Annotated in this window: 15 protein-coding genes; 1 reads left to right on the forward strand and 14 read right to left on the reverse strand. The window is 40.8% G+C overall.

All coding sequences use genetic code 11. The features are described 5' to 3' along the window. Window positions 1–86 precede the first annotated feature (86 nt). Entirely contained in the window at window positions 87–848 is a 762-nt protein-coding gene (locus IRJ18_RS16220) for a segregation and condensation protein A (protein WP_317174095.1), read from the reverse strand. A 171-nt stretch (window positions 849–1,019) separates the two neighbouring features. Here IRJ18_RS16220 and dxs point away from each other — a divergent pair, with 171 nt between their 5' ends. Continuing rightward, complete coding sequence (dxs, locus tag IRJ18_RS16225) at window positions 1,020–2,948, forward strand: 1-deoxy-D-xylulose-5-phosphate synthase (RefSeq protein WP_194107353.1); 1,929 nt, start codon at window positions 1,020–1,022, stop codon at window positions 2,946–2,948. Window positions 2,949–3,090: 142 nt separating this feature from the next. On the opposite strand, the gene IRJ18_RS16230 is transcribed toward dxs, so the two are convergent. From IRJ18_RS16230 to IRJ18_RS16290, 13 genes are all read right to left on the reverse strand, one after another. Then, window positions 3,091–4,752, reverse strand: coding sequence for an autotransporter outer membrane beta-barrel domain-containing protein (locus tag IRJ18_RS16230; RefSeq protein ID WP_194107354.1), 1,662 nt, complete (start codon window positions 4,750–4,752; stop codon window positions 3,091–3,093). Between the two features lie 8 nt (window positions 4,753–4,760). Further along, complete coding sequence (locus IRJ18_RS16235) at window positions 4,761–5,462, reverse strand: hypothetical protein (RefSeq protein ID WP_194107355.1); 702 nt, start codon at window positions 5,460–5,462, stop codon at window positions 4,761–4,763. 513 nt (window positions 5,463–5,975) lie between these two features. Further along, entirely contained in the window at window positions 5,976–6,437 is a 462-nt protein-coding gene (locus IRJ18_RS16240) for a hypothetical protein (protein ID WP_194107356.1), read from the reverse strand. Between the two features lie 7 nt (window positions 6,438–6,444). Beyond that, window positions 6,445–7,008 (reverse strand): DUF3109 family protein, encoded by a 564-nt coding sequence (locus tag IRJ18_RS16245; protein ID WP_194107357.1) that lies wholly within the window; start codon window positions 7,006–7,008, stop codon window positions 6,445–6,447. 4 nt (window positions 7,009–7,012) lie between these two features. Then, complete coding sequence (locus tag IRJ18_RS16250; RefSeq protein WP_194107358.1) at window positions 7,013–7,786, reverse strand: DUF3108 domain-containing protein; 774 nt, start codon at window positions 7,784–7,786, stop codon at window positions 7,013–7,015. 6 nt (window positions 7,787–7,792) lie between these two features. Beyond that, entirely contained in the window at window positions 7,793–8,308 is a 516-nt protein-coding gene (locus IRJ18_RS16255; RefSeq protein ID WP_194108261.1) for a DUF2480 family protein, read from the reverse strand. 81 nt (window positions 8,309–8,389) lie between these two features. Beyond that, window positions 8,390–10,498, reverse strand: a complete 2,109-nt coding sequence (locus tag IRJ18_RS16260; RefSeq protein ID WP_194107359.1) for a peptidylprolyl isomerase — start codon at window positions 10,496–10,498, stop codon at window positions 8,390–8,392. A gap of 570 nt (window positions 10,499–11,068) precedes the next feature. Beyond that, window positions 11,069–11,656 (reverse strand): LPS export ABC transporter periplasmic protein LptC, encoded by a 588-nt coding sequence (gene lptC / locus IRJ18_RS16265; protein ID WP_194107360.1) that lies wholly within the window; start codon window positions 11,654–11,656, stop codon window positions 11,069–11,071. A gap of 16 nt (window positions 11,657–11,672) precedes the next feature. Continuing rightward, entirely contained in the window at window positions 11,673–12,998 is a 1,326-nt protein-coding gene (locus IRJ18_RS16270) for a PorV/PorQ family protein (protein ID WP_194107361.1), read from the reverse strand. Continuing rightward, entirely contained in the window at window positions 12,991–13,734 is a 744-nt protein-coding gene (locus IRJ18_RS16275) for a type III pantothenate kinase (RefSeq protein WP_194107362.1), read from the reverse strand. Before IRJ18_RS16275 ends, IRJ18_RS16270 begins: the two co-directional genes overlap by 8 nt. Continuing rightward, window positions 13,734–14,426 carry a phosphoribosylformylglycinamidine synthase subunit PurQ gene (gene purQ, locus IRJ18_RS16280; protein ID WP_194107363.1) on the reverse strand — a complete coding sequence of 231 codons (693 nt, stop codon included), beginning with the start codon at window positions 14,424–14,426 and terminating at the stop codon, window positions 13,734–13,736. The genes IRJ18_RS16275 and purQ overlap by 1 nt, the downstream gene beginning before the upstream one ends. 45 nt (window positions 14,427–14,471) lie before the next feature. Then, on the reverse strand, window positions 14,472–15,461 hold the full coding sequence (locus tag IRJ18_RS16285) for a DUF6427 family protein (protein WP_194107364.1): 990 nt from the start codon (window positions 15,459–15,461) through the stop codon (window positions 14,472–14,474). 42 nt (window positions 15,462–15,503) lie between these two features. Then, entirely contained in the window at window positions 15,504–16,301 is a 798-nt protein-coding gene (locus IRJ18_RS16290; protein WP_194107365.1) for a hypothetical protein, read from the reverse strand. Between the last annotated feature and the right edge of the window lie 40 nt (window positions 16,302–16,341).

Consider the following 16,341-nt stretch of genomic DNA (forward strand, 5'->3'; position numbering starts at 1 on the left):
TTAGCAATTAGAGATTAGTTAATTAGAGATTAGTTTCAAAAACCTACCACAAAATAATTACTTACAAACTAATCCCCAACCACTTATCATTGCGCATCGCGCAACCCTATCCAAAAGTTATTAAAACCCAGGCCTATTTGTATATCTAACAATTCCTGTTGAAGCATTTCCAGCACTGCTAAAAAATTGTAAACAAAATGCACCTTATTTTCAGAGTTGCCGGCTATGGCTTTAAAATCCAGTCGTTGATTGATCAGCAAAAGATCGTTTATCGCTTTTTTTTGCCGCTCGATGGTATAGGGATATTGTACTACGGTGTGCGTAACAGGTTCGGTACGGGTAAGCCAGCGCATGTTCAGGCGTTCGTAAGTGAGCATTAGTTTATAAAGGCTTATAGCCGATAATTCTTCGCCTGGTACGGTTACCCGCTCCACCTGTTCCAGATCATATCTAATATTACCGCGCTTTTCCTGCTTCAGGCGCTCCTCTTCAAAAGGCCGCAATTCATCGCACAATACTTTTATTTTTTTGTATTCAACCAGTTTGCGTATCAGTTCCTCTTTCAGGTCAACCTCATTGCCTTCAGCATCAGTCTCATAACGCGGTAGTAACATTTTGGCTTTAATTCGCATTAAGGTTGCAGCCACAAAAATAAACTCGCTGGCCACTTCCATATTAAGGCTGGTCATCTGATGAATATAGTCCAGGAAATCATTGGTGATATTAGTAATGGAAATATCGTGAATATCCAGTTCATCGCGCTCGATAAAAAAAAGCAACAAATCAAATGGGCCTTCAAACTGAGGGAGTTTTATTTCGAAACCTTCGCCGGTCATATCAATATCCAAATATAAATTATTTATAGCAATTGGCCAGTAAACAGCAGTTAGCAAAAGGGGCTAAAAATTAAAAAAACCTTGAAATTTTTTACAATAATTAAGATTAAAAACCAATAATTGTTAATGTTATTTAATAATATTTACCTTACTTTGTAAGTTAAATATCCGTAATAAATATCAATGCAGGTACCCGCTGGTAAACTTTTACAAAAAATCAATCAACCTTCTGATTTAAAGCAGTTTAACGAAGATGAACTTGAGCAGGTATGCCAGGAATTACGTCAGTATATTATTGATGTGGTTTCGGTAAACGGTGGCCATTTTGCCGCCAGCCTGGGTGTGGTTGAATTAACTGTTGCCTTGCATTATATATTAAACACCCCTTACGATCAATTAGTCTGGGATGTTGGCCACCAGGCCTATGGCCATAAAATTTTAACCGGCCGCCGCGATGTATTCCATACCAACCGTATGCACGGCGGCATTAGCGGGTTTCCAAAGCGTTCCGAAAGTATATTTGATACCTTTGGGGTAGGACATTCATCTACATCTATTTCGGCTGCTTTAGGCATGGCTGTAGCATCACAATACAAAGGCGAAACCGATCGTCAGCATGTTGCCGTTATAGGCGATGGCTCAATGGGCGCAGGGATGGCTTTTGAAGCGCTTAACCATGCCGGTATTGAAAATTCCAACCTGCTGGTGATATTGAACGACAATAATATGTCTATTGATCCGAATGTTGGGGCGTTAAAAGAATACCTGGCCGATATTACTACTTCGAAATCGTACAACCGTTTTAGAGATGATATTGCCTATGTACTGAACAAACTATCTGCCATTGGGCCCGATGCATTTAAAATAGCCAAGAAGATAGAAAAAAGCATTAAGGGTACCATACTTAAGCAAAGCAATTTCTTTGAGGCTTTAAAATTCAGATATTTTGGCCCTATAGACGGTCACGATGTAAAGCACCTGGTAAAAGTATTACGCGATCTGCGCGATATACCCGGCCCTAAGCTATTGCATTGCGTTACCGTAAAAGGCAAAGGTTACGCCCTGGCTGAGAAAGACCAGACCAAATGGCACGCGCCAGGCTTGTTTGATAAGATAACCGGTGAAATAAAAAAAGCTACTTACGATAAACCCCAGCCACCTAAATATCAGGATGTATTTGGGCACACTATTATTGAACTGGCCGGGCAAAACAATAAGATAATGGGAGTTACCCCCGCTATGCCTTCAGGTAGTTCACTTAACCTGATGATGAAGGCTATGCCCAACCGTGCGTTTGACGTAGGTATTGCCGAGCAGCATGCTGTAACTTTTTCGGCTGGATTGGCTACACAAGGCTTAATACCTTTCTGTAATATTTATTCCAGCTTTATGCAACGTGCGTATGACCAGGTAATACACGATGTGGCTATACAAAAACTGAACGTAGTATTTTGCCTTGATCGCGCCGGCTTAGCTGGTGCCGATGGCGGAACGCATCATGGCGCTTACGATCTTGCTTATATGCGCTGCATCCCTAACCTTGTGGTATCATCGCCAATGAACGAGGAAGAACTACGTAACCTGATGTATACGGCGCAGTTAGATAATGCAGGCCCGTTTGTTATTCGCTACCCGCGTGGCAATGGTGTAATGGTTGATTGGAAACGCCCGTTTAAAGCTATCCCTGTAGGCAAGGGCCGCAAAATATGCGATGGCGAGGAAATAGCCATACTAACTATTGGCAGCATAGGCAATGAAGCTGTAACAGCTGTGGCGCAGTTAAATTCGGAAGGATACTATCCTGCTCATTATGATTTGCGTTTTGCAAAACCTTTAGATAAAGCCTTACTACACGAGGTGTTTAAAAAATATAGTAAAATAATAACCGTTGAAGATGGCTGCCTTGAAGGCGGTGTGGGCAGTGCCGTACTTGAATTTATGGCCGACAATCAATATACCGCACAAATTACCCGCCTGGGAATCCCCGATATAGTTATCGAACACGGCGAACAGCCTGAACTTTGGGCCGAATGTGGATATGATGCCACTGCCATTGCTAAAACCGTAAAAACAATGGGCATTAAGCCTAACGCGCATATCATCGCGTCTTAATAAGACATTTCCTGACTATAATTAATAATAGGGTGAATAACGCATTCTACCATGCGTAGCCATTTGCGCAATTGCAGGCATGCTAAAGCAAAAGCCCCGGTCTTTAGCAAGGCCGGGGCTTTTAGTTATAACTTATTTAATACTATGGTAACGAATTACACAAGGCGTTGATATCAATTTTGTTTTGCGCAGGCACTTTAGTACCATTAAAGCTAACACCACCCACTGTTTGATTAGCTGCAGTATTCTCGGCAACAGTATGGTTAATAACTTCTTTAACATTACTATTTAAAATAGCTTTGAAGTCATATGCTGCAGTGGCAGATAATTGAGTAGTAGTTAAACCACCGTTTTTAACCTGACCTAATATAGCATAGTTTGCAACCGGCTGGCCTGTCGGCTTGTATAGCAAATAAAAATCTGGCGGAGTGACAATAGCGCCTTGTTTAGCTTGTGTACAATCTAAATTTAGCAACAGCGTAACAGGTGGATTAGCCGGTGGTGCTGAAAGCGTCACGTTAACACTTGTTCCATTTGTAGTCAGTGTAGCATTACCCAATGTCGTACCTGTACTGCTTGTAAACGTGAGTAATATTTGGGTTGTGGTTGCTGGTACAGGTAATTTATTATCCAATACAAAAGTTAATAAATCATCCAGTTGGAATGTTTGCTGGTAAATATTATAGCTTGGCCCATTAACAATGGCTGCGGTAACGGTAATATTAGTTGCTGTACCTTTCACATACCATGGTGCAGTAATATTTATAGCGAATTTTGCCAGCATTGCTAATGTTTTACCTGCAAAAAACTGGGTCAAGTGATTAGTTGTAAAGGTAACAGATAAGTTAGGAGCTGTACCAGTAACGGGAGCATTTTGCTCGAATTTCCACTGCCCTGTGTCATTTGAATAGCTATAAATACCAAGCGTGTTACCCGCTACAAGCGTAGCACCAGTTGTTGGGTCTTTAAAACCGGGGTCAAGTGTCATCGATATGGTGACTGGCGCGCTGAATTTTTTAACAGCAACACCACCGGCAGTCATGTCAACGTTTACAAAACCAGCAGGAACAAATACCGCTGATGTTGTAGCGCCTGTGTTATCAACAACATTGGTAGATGCTAATGAACTACCAGGGAACAGGTTAACAGTTGATGGTTGGCTGGTGTTAAAGTTATTGGCCGATACGGATACGCTACTTGCATTTATGGTGTTACCATTTGCATCTTGTAGTTTAGTGGTAGCAGGCAATGTTATTGTTGTTGATTCGGGGTTACCGACGCTTGTTGGCGTAGTTAAAACCGTAGTGGTAGCAACAGTCCCCCCTACAGCTGCAGCAGTTGTGCTGGCATTACTTACACCTGGTGTTGCAACGGTAAGGTTTAAAATGTTAGCTTTAATAACCTGACTATTTTGAGTAGAAGAAATAGTTACAGGTACAACTAAAGTTAAATATCCCGGACCGCTAATGGTTAAATTAAAAACTATTGGCGCGGTGGCTGTAGGCTCCATTTTAGGATGTACAGCCAAAGCAATAATACCACCTGGGGCGGCCAAGGCTTTTTTTCCGTCGATACCGTAAATTGCACCAGCACCAGGGCCCGAAGCAGTAACAGTAAGATTATTTGGCACAGAGCCGCTTGGGTCTACAACCTGCACTAAAGCAGTGTAGTGAAACAAGCTTGATGTATTTACAGTAATGTTAATACCATCAGTCGGCTTTTTACATCTAATAGCTATTACCGAAACCAAGGTCAATAATAGTATTGCCGGCAGGAAATAATAATTTTTTATAAGTCGTTTCATCACTTTTCTTATTTGATATTGAAATTGAAATTAACCTGGAACACCGGCAGGAACCTGTATGATTTTAAATTACTTTGTAACTGTGGTTGGTTTTGATCATTGTCCTGCAAAAAACCGGTGCCAACAATGCTGGCTTTAGGCGCAGAAAAATAATAAGCCCCCATATCGAAGCCGATAAAGAAACCATTAAAAACCGGAATGTTATCCAAACCGAACCCTGCATATGGAGCAACATGGCTCCATTTTGCCTGAGCAGTTACAACACCAACGTCCTGGGTTGGTATTTCAATATCACCGTAGTAATAAGAATTAGTTAAACCGATGGTGGCTGTGCCTTGTGATTTAATAAAATAAGCTACCCCCCCGGTTAATTTGAAGTTTCCTGAAAGTGGGTTGTCGCTATTAAATGCAAATGGGCGCCAATCGGCTAATAAGTGAACATTCGAAAATCGTGGAGCGATGTCGATTGTTGTTTGATTAGAACCTAAATATTGTTTAGATTCGATGTTGTTGACAGGGATCAGACTTCCTCCCAAACGAACGCCAAAACGATCGGAGAGTAACATCTTCCCTTCAACGCCAACACCTTGGGTGCCGACGTTAAAACCCAAGGTTGTCTTAGGATTTTCGTATTGCGCAAAAGCGCCCAGGCTGGTTAACCCCAGGATACTTGCAGCAATAGAAAATTTTAGAAGTAAATTTTTTTTCATGAGAAGCGGATTTAATTATAATATTGTGATAATAGAGCTTAAAATCAACGGATTTTTACAAATGTAATCAATATTCAGATTATTAAAAATAAAAACAAAAAAATACTATTATTTAAAAACAAGGCAAAAAAGGATATATTTATTGCTATTTATTTAATAAATTAACGTAAATGTTAAATATATTGACAAATATGCTTTTTAAGCAAAAAATATTTTCTTCAGTATTTATTATGTTATTATAAATGTTACAATACTTATCAAACTGCAATCTATATCCTTGTTGAATTTCCGTAATTACAGCAACAAAGGAAGCATTTTCAATACCAGCAAAAGGGGGTGAAAAAACGGTATTTGCTCCGTTAATTAACGCTAATAACGATCACTTAAGTCCCAGTATAAATTCGTTACCTTATAGTGGTAACGCACTATTAAGCGAGGGGTGTAATTTTAAAAAAACGCCAGAGAGATTTTTGATTAACAAAGCAGATCCTTGCAATAGTAGTATTGTTCGAATCAAATATTTTCGAGTACTAAAGATTCTTTGATTAGCCCCTTTATCAATGTATCCAGATCGGATCCCGTGTGCAAATCTAATTTTTTGCCGGATTCAACTATAGTGTTAGTGAACTGCTTAACCGCTAATTTATGTGCGTCGTACGCTACCCTTACAATAGTTTGGCCAAATTTTATCACATCGATATTCAAGTCCAAAAGCATAATTTTATCTTCCTCAACATCAATGATCACTCCTTTTTCGTGTTCATTTTTTCCACTGAATTCAACCTCAATACCCAGTCCGGCGAATACCGTCTTAACAAACTCCCTAACTGTAATATCCAACAGGTTTTTGTTATCACCAGTATTAGCAAACGAAATATCATCCCACGTTATTATAGCCGACAGCTCATTTACATAAAGGCAATTTTGAATGCCTAAACCTACCCTGACCGCGGCTGTTATGATATTACGTATCATATATTTATCAAATACCTGCTAATTGTTCTTCAAGTTCGTGGTACCATTCGGCGCCATATTTACGGATCAATGGTTCTTTTAAAAACTCGTGCACACGTACTTTAAGCTCGTTACCAAAGCTACAGGCCGGGCTGCATATGCTCCAGCGATCGTAATTCAGCACATCAAATTCGGGGTAATTAGTTATGCGAATGGGATATAAATGACACGATATAGGTTTCTTCCAGCTGATATCACCCGCTTCGTAAGCTTTCTCTATAGCACATTTGGTGATACCATTTTCCCAGGTTACATACGCACATTCTTTGTTAGTATCCACACACGGAGTAGTATAATCGCCTTCAAAGTCGGTTACGTGGGTGCCCTCACGTTCAATAGTTTCTATCCCTTTCGGTGTCATATATGGCTTTACTTTCGGATATATTTCTTCCAGTATCTCCAGCTCATTTTTATTTAACGGTGCACCCGAGTCGCCTTCCAGGCAACAGGCCCCTTTGCACCTGTTAAGATTACACACAAAATTTTCGGTCACAACATCTTCATGCACCAGCACACTGCCAACTTCTATCATAAAACTATTTACTAATGGGGTTTAATGGATATTTCAAATTTTTGGCGTCGGTAAGCTCCATTGTAAGACTGCCTACAATTACCTCTACATGCGCCTTTACAGGTATGCGGTTTTGATCGTCGGTTATCCAAAGATAAAGTTTACTGTTTTTACGAAATATGCGCCCGGGTATAATTGTTGGATTAAACTTCAGGCAATTAAATGTACCTAAAGCACAACTTACTTTCTCTTTGCCCACATAGGTAATGCTTAATGTTTGTATGCTATCTTCCAAAAAATAGCGCAATTGCAGTTGCTCGCCTATCTTCAGCTTACTTACATCCAGGCAGCGGGCAAAGTAGTAAGCCGACGGAAAATCAAACACCTTGCCCTTAAATTGGTATATCCCTTTATTGGCAGTTATCTTTCCTTCTTTATGGTCAAACAGTACTTTATCGGTATGTCTCCAGCTACCTTCATGGCGGTTTTCTGTATACATATAAGGCAGCAGCGTGGTTTTATCAATATAACTTTCGTAACGGTTACGCACAGTATAAAAAACATCAAAAGTGCCGGCGGTATTGCCATCGGCAATAATATGGTAAGCTGGTTTACCATCAAATTTAATGTCCGATTCCTCAACCCGTAGATGCGCTTCGGCCGCGGTAAAGAAGCCGTATTTCATTTTATAGTTCAGTTGTTCGCCAACTTTAAAGACTTCTTCGGTGTTTTTATATGGTTCCTGAGCAAAAGCATAGGCTGCATTCAAAAGGAATAATAAAGGGAATAGTACTCTCATTAAAGGTTAATCCTTACGTTTATAAATGGGCACAGTTGAGCATGGTTCGCCAAACATCAGGCTTTTAACAATTGGGGTAAGCCGTTTAGTTAACTCCACATAGGCCGACACGGGTACCTCTGTATCACCGCATCCTTTTATAACTACTCTTTGGTCGCGATATTGTTCCAGATCGGTAGCCGCCAGTGCTTTTTCAAACAATACGGTCTCCATCACAGCTGCATCGCCAAAAACAACTTCGCGAGCATAGGGTGCCATACGGTTGGCTAATAACATATAGGCCCAGGCTGGCACAACAGCATCGGCGCTACAGGTTATGGCCACGTTTTTACCTTGGTACTGTGCCCAATCGTGTTCTTTTACAAACTCCCTGAGATCTTTCTCTTTAAGGATCAGTCCATGAAATAAATTATCTTTTATATCATACACCACCCTATCTCCGGCCGGATAAAATGCAGCTGGGTCAAGCGTAACCAGGCCGCTTTGGGCCACTTTGTTAATGATATTTTCCTGTATGTCCATCATCTTCTGTATAAAGCCTGTAACAAAAAATCCGGGATAAACTTACGCCTATCCCGGATGCAAAATTACTTTAATTATGGCTTATAAAAACTTAGCCCTGTAATCTTTTACATTCGCCTTATCTTTCAAGGCATCAAACACCATATTGTCGGCACGCTGAGCAATAGCTTGTGCAATTTGCTGCCTTTGTTTTGAAGCATCGCCCATTGGCGCAGGGTTAATAAAGCTTTCGGGTTCAACTACATATACGCCATGCACGCCCGCTACCGGTTTAGACAGTTTGTGTAATTGCAGGCCAAACAAGGTACCAACTACTTTATATTCAGCAGTTAAACCCGGGATAACAGGATTAGCAAATACAATATTTTCAACAGGCACTGCTTTGGTACCGGCTTTTTGTGCAACCGCATCAATTGATGAAGCGCCACTCATAGCAGCTTCAAGCTTAGCAATTAACGTTTTGCCTTTAACCATAATGCGCACATCATTTTCAATTTGTTTTTTAACAACATCAAGTGGCAAAGTACCTGCTGGTTTAATTACTGTTAAACGCGGAATAACGTATTGGTTACCTGAGGTAAACACCTGATCGCTATAGTCGCCTTTATCGGCTTTAAAGGCCCATCTTACAATTTCGCGGGCGTTATCCAAGCCGGGCAATGCCGCAGCAACACCGTTTACATCATCTGCCTTTTTTATTTGCAAACCTTGTTTTTGGCTTTCGGCTGTAAAATTATCTTTAGTTAAAGATGCCAGGAACGCCTGCGCTTTGGCATATGCCGCAGATTGCGTTTTACTGCTGGCAACTAAAGGCTTATCAACTATAGCTACCTTAACTACTTTCGAAGACCCTTTCTGATCGTCTATTTTTATAATGTGTACACCAAATTGCGTGGTAACTACTTTCAAATCGCCTTTTTTACCATCAAACACCGCTTCTTCAAAAGCAGGGATCATAGCGCCGCGGCCGAATGTACCCAGCTCGCCGCCTTTTTCTCCCGACGTTTTATCGGTCGAGAATTTTTTAGCTAATTCTGCAAAAGAAGCGCCACCGGCAATTAGTTTCTTTAAAGAGTCGGCTTTAGCTTTAGCCTTATCTACACCGCCTTCGGTAGCCGGGTTTAACAAAATATGACTTGCTTTAACCGAGTCGGGGCCTACACGGCTATCAACCAACTTGGCAACCTTATAACTGCCATTGCTAAAGTAAGGGCCGTATACCTGGCCTTTTGCGGCGTTAAACATTACCGAATCCAGCTTTGGTTCTAACTGGCCTTTGTGCAGGTAAGTTAATGGTGTTTTTGTTTCGGCATTTACCTGTACAAAAAGCGAATCGTTGGTAGCTGTTTTAAAATCGGTGGCTAACTTATCAATTTGTGTTTTTACCGCTGCGGTATCTTCTTTTGATGGCGACGCGTTAAAACTTACATACTCAAAGCTGCGTAGTTCCTGTGGATTTTTGAACTGCCCTTTATGGTCATTATAGTAACTGCTGTAATCGTCGTCGGTTAAGGTTACTTTGCTATCAGGGATAGATGCATAATCCAACTCGGCATATTTAAAGTTAACCAGCTTGTTCCTTGCTTCGTAATCATCTTTAGCATCAAGCGAGTTAACATACAGGCCATTGCGCACTAACGACATGTATTTTTCAGCCTTTTTTGACTCCACCATGGTGGCCACAAATTCATTCCATTGCACCTTCATAGGGTCATCAGCTTTTGCTGTTGCCACATTGTTAAGGAACATGTTTAATCTTTGCCTGTCTATCTGCCCGGTTTTCTGATCGCCGAAGGCCTGTACTATTTGCGGGTTTGGATTGTTACCGCTGATCATCGAGCGGGTTTCGTCAACTCCAACTACTATACCCAGTTTATCAATCTCCTTATTAAGGATGATCTTGCTTACAAACTCGTTCCAGGTGGTTTCCTGAATATATCCTGTTATTTGAGGCGTAGGTGCCTGGCCCGATTGCTGCAGGAAGTTCTTTGTATTCTGATCAACCTTTTTCGAAAACTGATCGTAAGGCACTTTTTCACCTGCTACTTCACCTAAATCGTTTTGTGAACCGCGCATAAATGAACTGCCGGATCTTGCAACCTCACCAATAATAAAAGCAAACAACGCCAAACCAATCACAATTGCGAGAATCTTTCCCATCCGTTCCCGCAAAAAATTCATTATACCCATATATAATCTTAAAAAATATTAACTCGTTTAAAAAGAGGGCGCAAGATACAATTTTTAGTAAAAATCTATCATACAAATTTTGAGATTATAAAACAGCCGATTATTGGCCTGTTTACTTTATATATTGCTTAAAATCTCCCGATGATGATGTAAATGTTCAGCACCACAATGTACAATCTTATCATCCATTATTATCTAATTTATTTGCTTTTCGAAGTTAAGATTGCAACGGACTAAAAAAAGCAATTTGGACGGTAATAACCGCGGGGCTGGCCTCTTATTTATGCAGGCCTAACGATGCTAATCTGGTGGATTATTGGCCTGTCTCTGTTAGAAGTGGGTATTAAGCAACGATTTTAATACGCCGCCATTTCTCAAAGAACATACTACAATATACCAAATTTCAGGCGAATAAAAAAGGAATTTATTGAATAATTTCGACACTAATTCGCACCCTATCAAATAATAATAAATAATTATAAATAATAATCGATAATTGCTTTTTGTACAGATACTACAATAATGGGAAGCAGTGGGTGTACTATACCAACGGGTATATATAACTAAGGGTTACTGATCTAAATTCCGGTTGACATAGATAAGCCCCGTTTGATTTTTAAATACATATGGGTCAAATTTTTCGTTAGTCTCCATAGCGGTTGCATGCAGGATATTACCGTTGGCCATTCTAATATCAATAGGCTTGTTACTGGTTATCTGATGGGTAGCCATGTTCCAGTTCAACTCGTCCGATTTAAAAACATCGCCTTTAGCGCTGGTGATCACCACATTTTTTTTCAGAAATATCAATTGCCTTGCTTCGTAGTTATACCCGGTATCGGCCACAATAGTGCCCGATTCTTTATGGTCTTTGTCAAAGAAAATAACCTTAAGGCCCTTAGGCATCTTCCTGTATATTTCCTTATTGTCTTTGCTTATAGGGTATTCCAGCATTAATGGGGTTATCAGGCGTGCCTTTACTTTAGCCGAGTCGCTAAATATCACATCTACCCCGCGGGTGGTATCGGCCGGGCTGTTTACTTCTTTAGCAGATATTTCCCGGATCTTCTTCAGATCGTTGGTACAGGCGCTTAATAGCATAAGGCCCAAACTTGCGGATAATAAAAAGCACAGCAAATAATTAACCCGCCTATACATATGCCGTTAATTAAAATTAATCGAACTTATATTTTTGGAACCACTTATCGTTAAGCGTAAAGCTTAAATGTACGTTAAAGTATTTTTCTTTAACCAGCGAATTGCTTAGTGTACCGCGCTGGCCAAACTCGCCTGCAATGTTTATTTTATAGAAGCTGGTACCGCTGGCTTTTAACGGCAGGCCCAGGCCAAAGGTAAGCCCTTCTTGCTTGATATCCTGATTATTTATAGCAACATAAGTTTTATCAAAGTGTACCCCCAACCGATAATCCATCACTGCCCAGTAGCTATGCAGCGAGTTGGCATTTGGTGTAATTTGTCCGCCAATGTTAACGCTTTGGGTGTTTTGCAAACCCTGGTTAGCCCCTCCTATAGTTAATTTAGACCAATTACCCATGCTATAATCGGCACCTATCAGGAAATGACGGTCGTACTGATAAGCTAAACCAAAGCGGTTAATTAAAGGCAATTGAATTTTAGTATAAGGGTTTTGCTTATTTACAATAGTATCTGCAGCTACGGCTTCATTATCGTTTGTAAAATCAACCTGGTATTGGCTTACAATAAAACTGCTTTGCGAATTAAGCTTTGTACCAGCCGAACCTGAATAGCCCAGTGTTAAGCGGCGCTCGGTTGTAAAATCGATAGTATATTGGGCGCCAAAATCGTAATTCAACCCGCCAATAGCATTATTGGTTTCCTGACGCGAGTTAAACGCGCCGTATAAGTTAGGGAACTCGGTTGAACTGAATTGTTTCAGGTTACCAAATATATATGATACGTTAGCGCCTACAGCCAAATGCCTGCCGATATCAAATCCATAACCTAAATAAGCTTTTGATAACCCCCCCTCGCCACTGTAAACGTTATTAACTACATTGGTATCGGTAGGCGAGCCTGTGCCGTAACCACGACTTAATGTTTGGGTGTATTTATAACCCACTTCGCTATATGGCAATAACCCAAAGCTTAAAGCCGAATGCTGGCTAACCGGCACCCCTACAGCTATGTGGCTTAACCTGAAATTTGAATTAGTTTGATTAGCCTGCCCTGCTTTGCTGAAACTTGAAAAGTTACCGTACATGCCAATATCAAGCACGGTTAAGCGCATTGATGAATAGGAAGCAGGGTTTAACGGGTTAACATTATTATAACCGTTTATTTGGTTAGTTGCTACACCTATGCCACCCATTGCCACATTTTGCGGCAATAAAATTGGGTCGATAGTACCTAAACCATATCTTGAATAAGGGGAACTGGTAGTTGCGGTTGATTGCGCCATGGCCGTTGTTACGGCTACTGACAGTAAAAAAACAGTTAAAGCCCTGTAGTATTTAATCATTATGCTGTTGTATCGCTGCGTTTAATCCTTGCAGAACCAAATAAGGTTCATTTTTAATATAGGGGGCAAAGATGCTATTTTTTAATAGTGTATCAAAAAAAATCCCATCGCCCCCGGTTAATAGTATATTTAGTTGGGGCTTACCATTGCGGTAATTTTCAATAAAGCCCGTTAATTCATATTTAAGGCCATTTTGCACACCCGATAATATGGCGCTTTCGGTATCTGCACCAAACATTTGGCCAAAATTACTGTCCGCGTTTACTAACGGTAAAGCCGCTGTATAATTATGCATGGCCTTAAAACGCATTTGCAACCCCGGCGATATGCTGCCACCGTAATAATTTCCACCCGCATCTACATAATCGTAAGTAATGCAGGTGCCTGCGTCTATTACCAGGTTATCTTTATCAGGATATAAACAATGCGCCCCCATAACTGCTGCCAAACGGTCTATACCCAAAGTTTGCGGCGTGCGGTAGTGGTTTGTTATTTGCGTTGCCATTTCCCTTGTAAAATATACCAGGGGCATATTTGCTTTTAATTCTTCTTCCCAGCTATCCTTTTCCTTTTTAACCGACGATATGATGGTCTGGTTAATAGTATACCCATCCGTCAACCCGCTCAGCTGGGGTATATCAATAGTTTTATAATGTTCAATTTTCAGCAGTTCATTGTTATTAAAAACCGCTGCTTTGGTATAGCTATTGCCAATATCTATAACCAGGTTGGCCATTAGGCTTTAACCAGCGATAATATCGATTCAAAAATGGCCAGGCCGTCCTCGTTCGCTACAAGGGTATCCGAAGCACGTTCAGGGTGCGGCATCAGGCCAAACACATTGCGGCTGGCATTAGTTACCCCGGCAATATTTTCGATAGATCCGTTAGGGTTAGCATCGGCAGTAATATTACCGGCTTCGTCACAATAACGGAACATTACCTGGTTATTATCATTTATGGCTTTCAGCACATCGGCATCGGCAAAATAGTTCCCTTCGCCATGGGCTATTGGTATTTTCAAAGCACGATTAGGATCAATCTGTGCCGTTAACAGCGATTGTGTTGTTTGCGCTTTCAAATAAATATTACGGCAAATAAACTTGCGGTTGCTATTGTGCAATAAAGCGCCTGGCAATAAACCGGCCTCGGTAAGTATTTGGAAACCATTGCAAATACCCAATACATAACCGCCTTTAGCGGCAAATTGGATCACTTCCTGCATAATGGGCGAAAAACGCGCGATAGCGCCTGAACGCAGATAATCGCCAAAAGAGAAACCGCCGGGCAGTACAACAAAGTCTACACCTTGCAGATCGTGGCTTTTATGCCATAACGGAACTACCTGCTGGCCCATTATTTTTTCTAAAACATAGATAATGTCCGCATCGCAATTGGACCCCGGGAAAGTGATTACGCCAAATTTCATGCTACAAATCTAATATAACCCGCGCAACCTGAAAGAATGTAAAGGTTAAAAAGTGTTAAACTGGAAGTAAATAATACCTGCAAACAGTAAAAAGTACAGCGTTTCATAAAACCAGCGGCTGGTAGCATACAAAAAGTAGTAGGCAAAAAAGATGGCTACGGGTATAGCACACAGCAAAAAGTGGTTCAACCTAAAATCGGCCTTTACGTAAAATGCCAGTCCGGCGATGATAAAGGTGAAGAAAAATAACTGGAACGATTTGCGCACCAGCACATAACTTTTAAAGAAATTGCTGCGCAGCCTGAAAAAACAAAGAATAAGAATAATGATAACCGGTATCAGCAACAGGTAGTTATAGTAGTTAAGAATTTTAATGCTGCCCGGGAATGCCGTACCAAGCGGCAGCCATATCTTATAAAAATCGTGGATATGATCTGTAAGATAATCATATACCGCCAGGAAGAAGAAAACGGTAACATAGCCCATAATGGATGCTGCCCAGTCGCGCCAATCAAACGGGCGAAAAATAATCAGGGCAACCCATATCACTAAAAAAAAGTAAATAAACGGCAGATAGAAAATACTGCCCAGCCCAACAATCATCCCCAGATCGTACGCGTTTGATTTTATATCCTGATTTTTATAAAAACTCAGCAGCTTATATATCATCCATATTACCAGGAAATTACAGATCAATGGCTGGCTTAACGTTAAAAACGGGGTAAATAACCCCGATACCGTAACATACATCAACGCCGGTAAAAATGACGATTTGCCGAAAAGATTATAAAGGTTAACTACATAGTTAATTAACAATGCTTGTATAAATACAATTACGCCGGCAATTAAAACGCTAACAGGCAGGGATGTGGTATTTATATTGTTCCCCGGTACCAGCGACCGGGCAAATGATTCTACTAAAACAAGTTCGGTATTGGCAGGTGCGTTGTACAAATAACAAACGCGCAATATTACCAGCAGTATAGCCAGCCAAAAAATGTTAATCGGGTTATAGTTCCTGAAAGCAGAGATCATTATGCCACAAAACTACGAAAGTCATTGGTCATTAGTCATTAGTCATCTTTGTTTTTTAGCCAATATGTAACTTGCCTTTAAATATGTTGGACTAAATATTGGGTTAGCATCGGCGCTCCCACTTAATGACACCCGCGCTGCGCCGCCACTTAGCGACGAACCATTTATTACAATGGTTCCCGGTTCCAATTTGGCACCGTTTACTATTATTCGATAATCGAAGGAAGATTCGTCCCCCATTAATGATCTAATATATTTCAATGGCACCTGAAATTCAAATGATACTGCACGGCTGCCATCAACCCGGGCGGCGGCTTTTAAGCCCAGGTCATTATAAACCGATACATCAGGGTCAGTAAGGCCATCCAAACCCTCAATAGCAATATGCTTTGCAAAAGTTTGTAACCTGGCATTTACCACCGCGGCGACACTATCGGCATTATTCTTTTTATCGCGCAGGGGAACAATCTCCGATCGTTCGGTTAAACTTACCAGGGGGAAAGTTATTTTAACCGGTTTCAGTTTTTTCCCTTTATCGCGGCATATCACTTCCAGCGTTATACCCCCGTGGAATATCTTATCGGTGGCGGCCTGTTGGTCAGTTTGCATTACCAGGTACAAATTATCATTATCATTGGCCATGGTGTAAAATAACATAGTGGCATTATTGTGCGCCTGGAACTTGTTACCCCATTCGGTAGTTTTACCATCTATTTTTAAGCCAGGTGGAGCGTAAAAACTTTCTTTTTGCTCGGAAGGGAGTTTTTGCGCCGAGGTGTTGATCGCTGTTATTGCGGTTAATAGGGTAATAAGGTAAGGTTTGCTTAAATTGAATTTCATAGCGGTAAGGGTTAATATGGTAACTAATATACAAATCATT

The sequence above is a fragment of the Mucilaginibacter boryungensis genome, from assembly GCF_015221995.1.
GTDB lineage: Bacteria > Bacteroidota > Bacteroidia > Sphingobacteriales > Sphingobacteriaceae > Mucilaginibacter > Mucilaginibacter boryungensis.

What these genes read in the sequence shown, in the direction of transcription:
- IRJ18_RS16235 (WP_194107355.1), bottom strand. Translation starts at nt 5,462, where the DNA reads ATGAAAAAAAATTTACTTCTAAAATTTTCTATTGCTGCAAGTATCCTG.
- IRJ18_RS16230 (WP_194107354.1), bottom strand. Translation starts at nt 4,752, where the DNA reads ATGAAACGACTTATAAAAAATTATTATTTCCTGCCGGCAATACTATTA.
- dxs (WP_194107353.1), top strand. Translation starts at nt 1,020, where the DNA reads ATGCAGGTACCCGCTGGTAAACTTTTACAAAAAATCAATCAACCTTCT.
- purQ (WP_194107363.1), bottom strand. Translation starts at nt 14,426, where the DNA reads ATGAAATTTGGCGTAATCACTTTCCCGGGGTCCAATTGCGATGCGGAC.
- IRJ18_RS16255 (WP_194108261.1), bottom strand. Translation starts at nt 8,308, where the DNA reads ATGGACATACAGGAAAATATCATTAACAAAGTGGCCCAAAGCGGCCTG.
- lptC (WP_194107360.1), bottom strand. Translation starts at nt 11,656, where the DNA reads ATGTATAGGCGGGTTAATTATTTGCTGTGCTTTTTATTATCCGCAAGT.
- IRJ18_RS16245 (WP_194107357.1), bottom strand. Translation starts at nt 7,008, where the DNA reads ATGATAGAAGTTGGCAGTGTGCTGGTGCATGAAGATGTTGTGACCGAA.
- IRJ18_RS16260 (WP_194107359.1), bottom strand. Translation starts at nt 10,498, where the DNA reads ATGGGTATAATGAATTTTTTGCGGGAACGGATGGGAAAGATTCTCGCA.
- IRJ18_RS16275 (WP_194107362.1), bottom strand. Translation starts at nt 13,734, where the DNA reads ATGGCCAACCTGGTTATAGATATTGGCAATAGCTATACCAAAGCAGCG.
- IRJ18_RS16290 (WP_194107365.1), bottom strand. Translation starts at nt 16,301, where the DNA reads ATGAAATTCAATTTAAGCAAACCTTACCTTATTACCCTATTAACCGCA.
- IRJ18_RS16285 (WP_194107364.1), bottom strand. Translation starts at nt 15,461, where the DNA reads ATGATCTCTGCTTTCAGGAACTATAACCCGATTAACATTTTTTGGCTG.
- IRJ18_RS16270 (WP_194107361.1), bottom strand. Translation starts at nt 12,998, where the DNA reads ATGATTAAATACTACAGGGCTTTAACTGTTTTTTTACTGTCAGTAGCC.
- IRJ18_RS16240 (WP_194107356.1), bottom strand. Translation starts at nt 6,437, where the DNA reads ATGATACGTAATATCATAACAGCCGCGGTCAGGGTAGGTTTAGGCATT.
- IRJ18_RS16250 (WP_194107358.1), bottom strand. Translation starts at nt 7,786, where the DNA reads ATGAGAGTACTATTCCCTTTATTATTCCTTTTGAATGCAGCCTATGCT.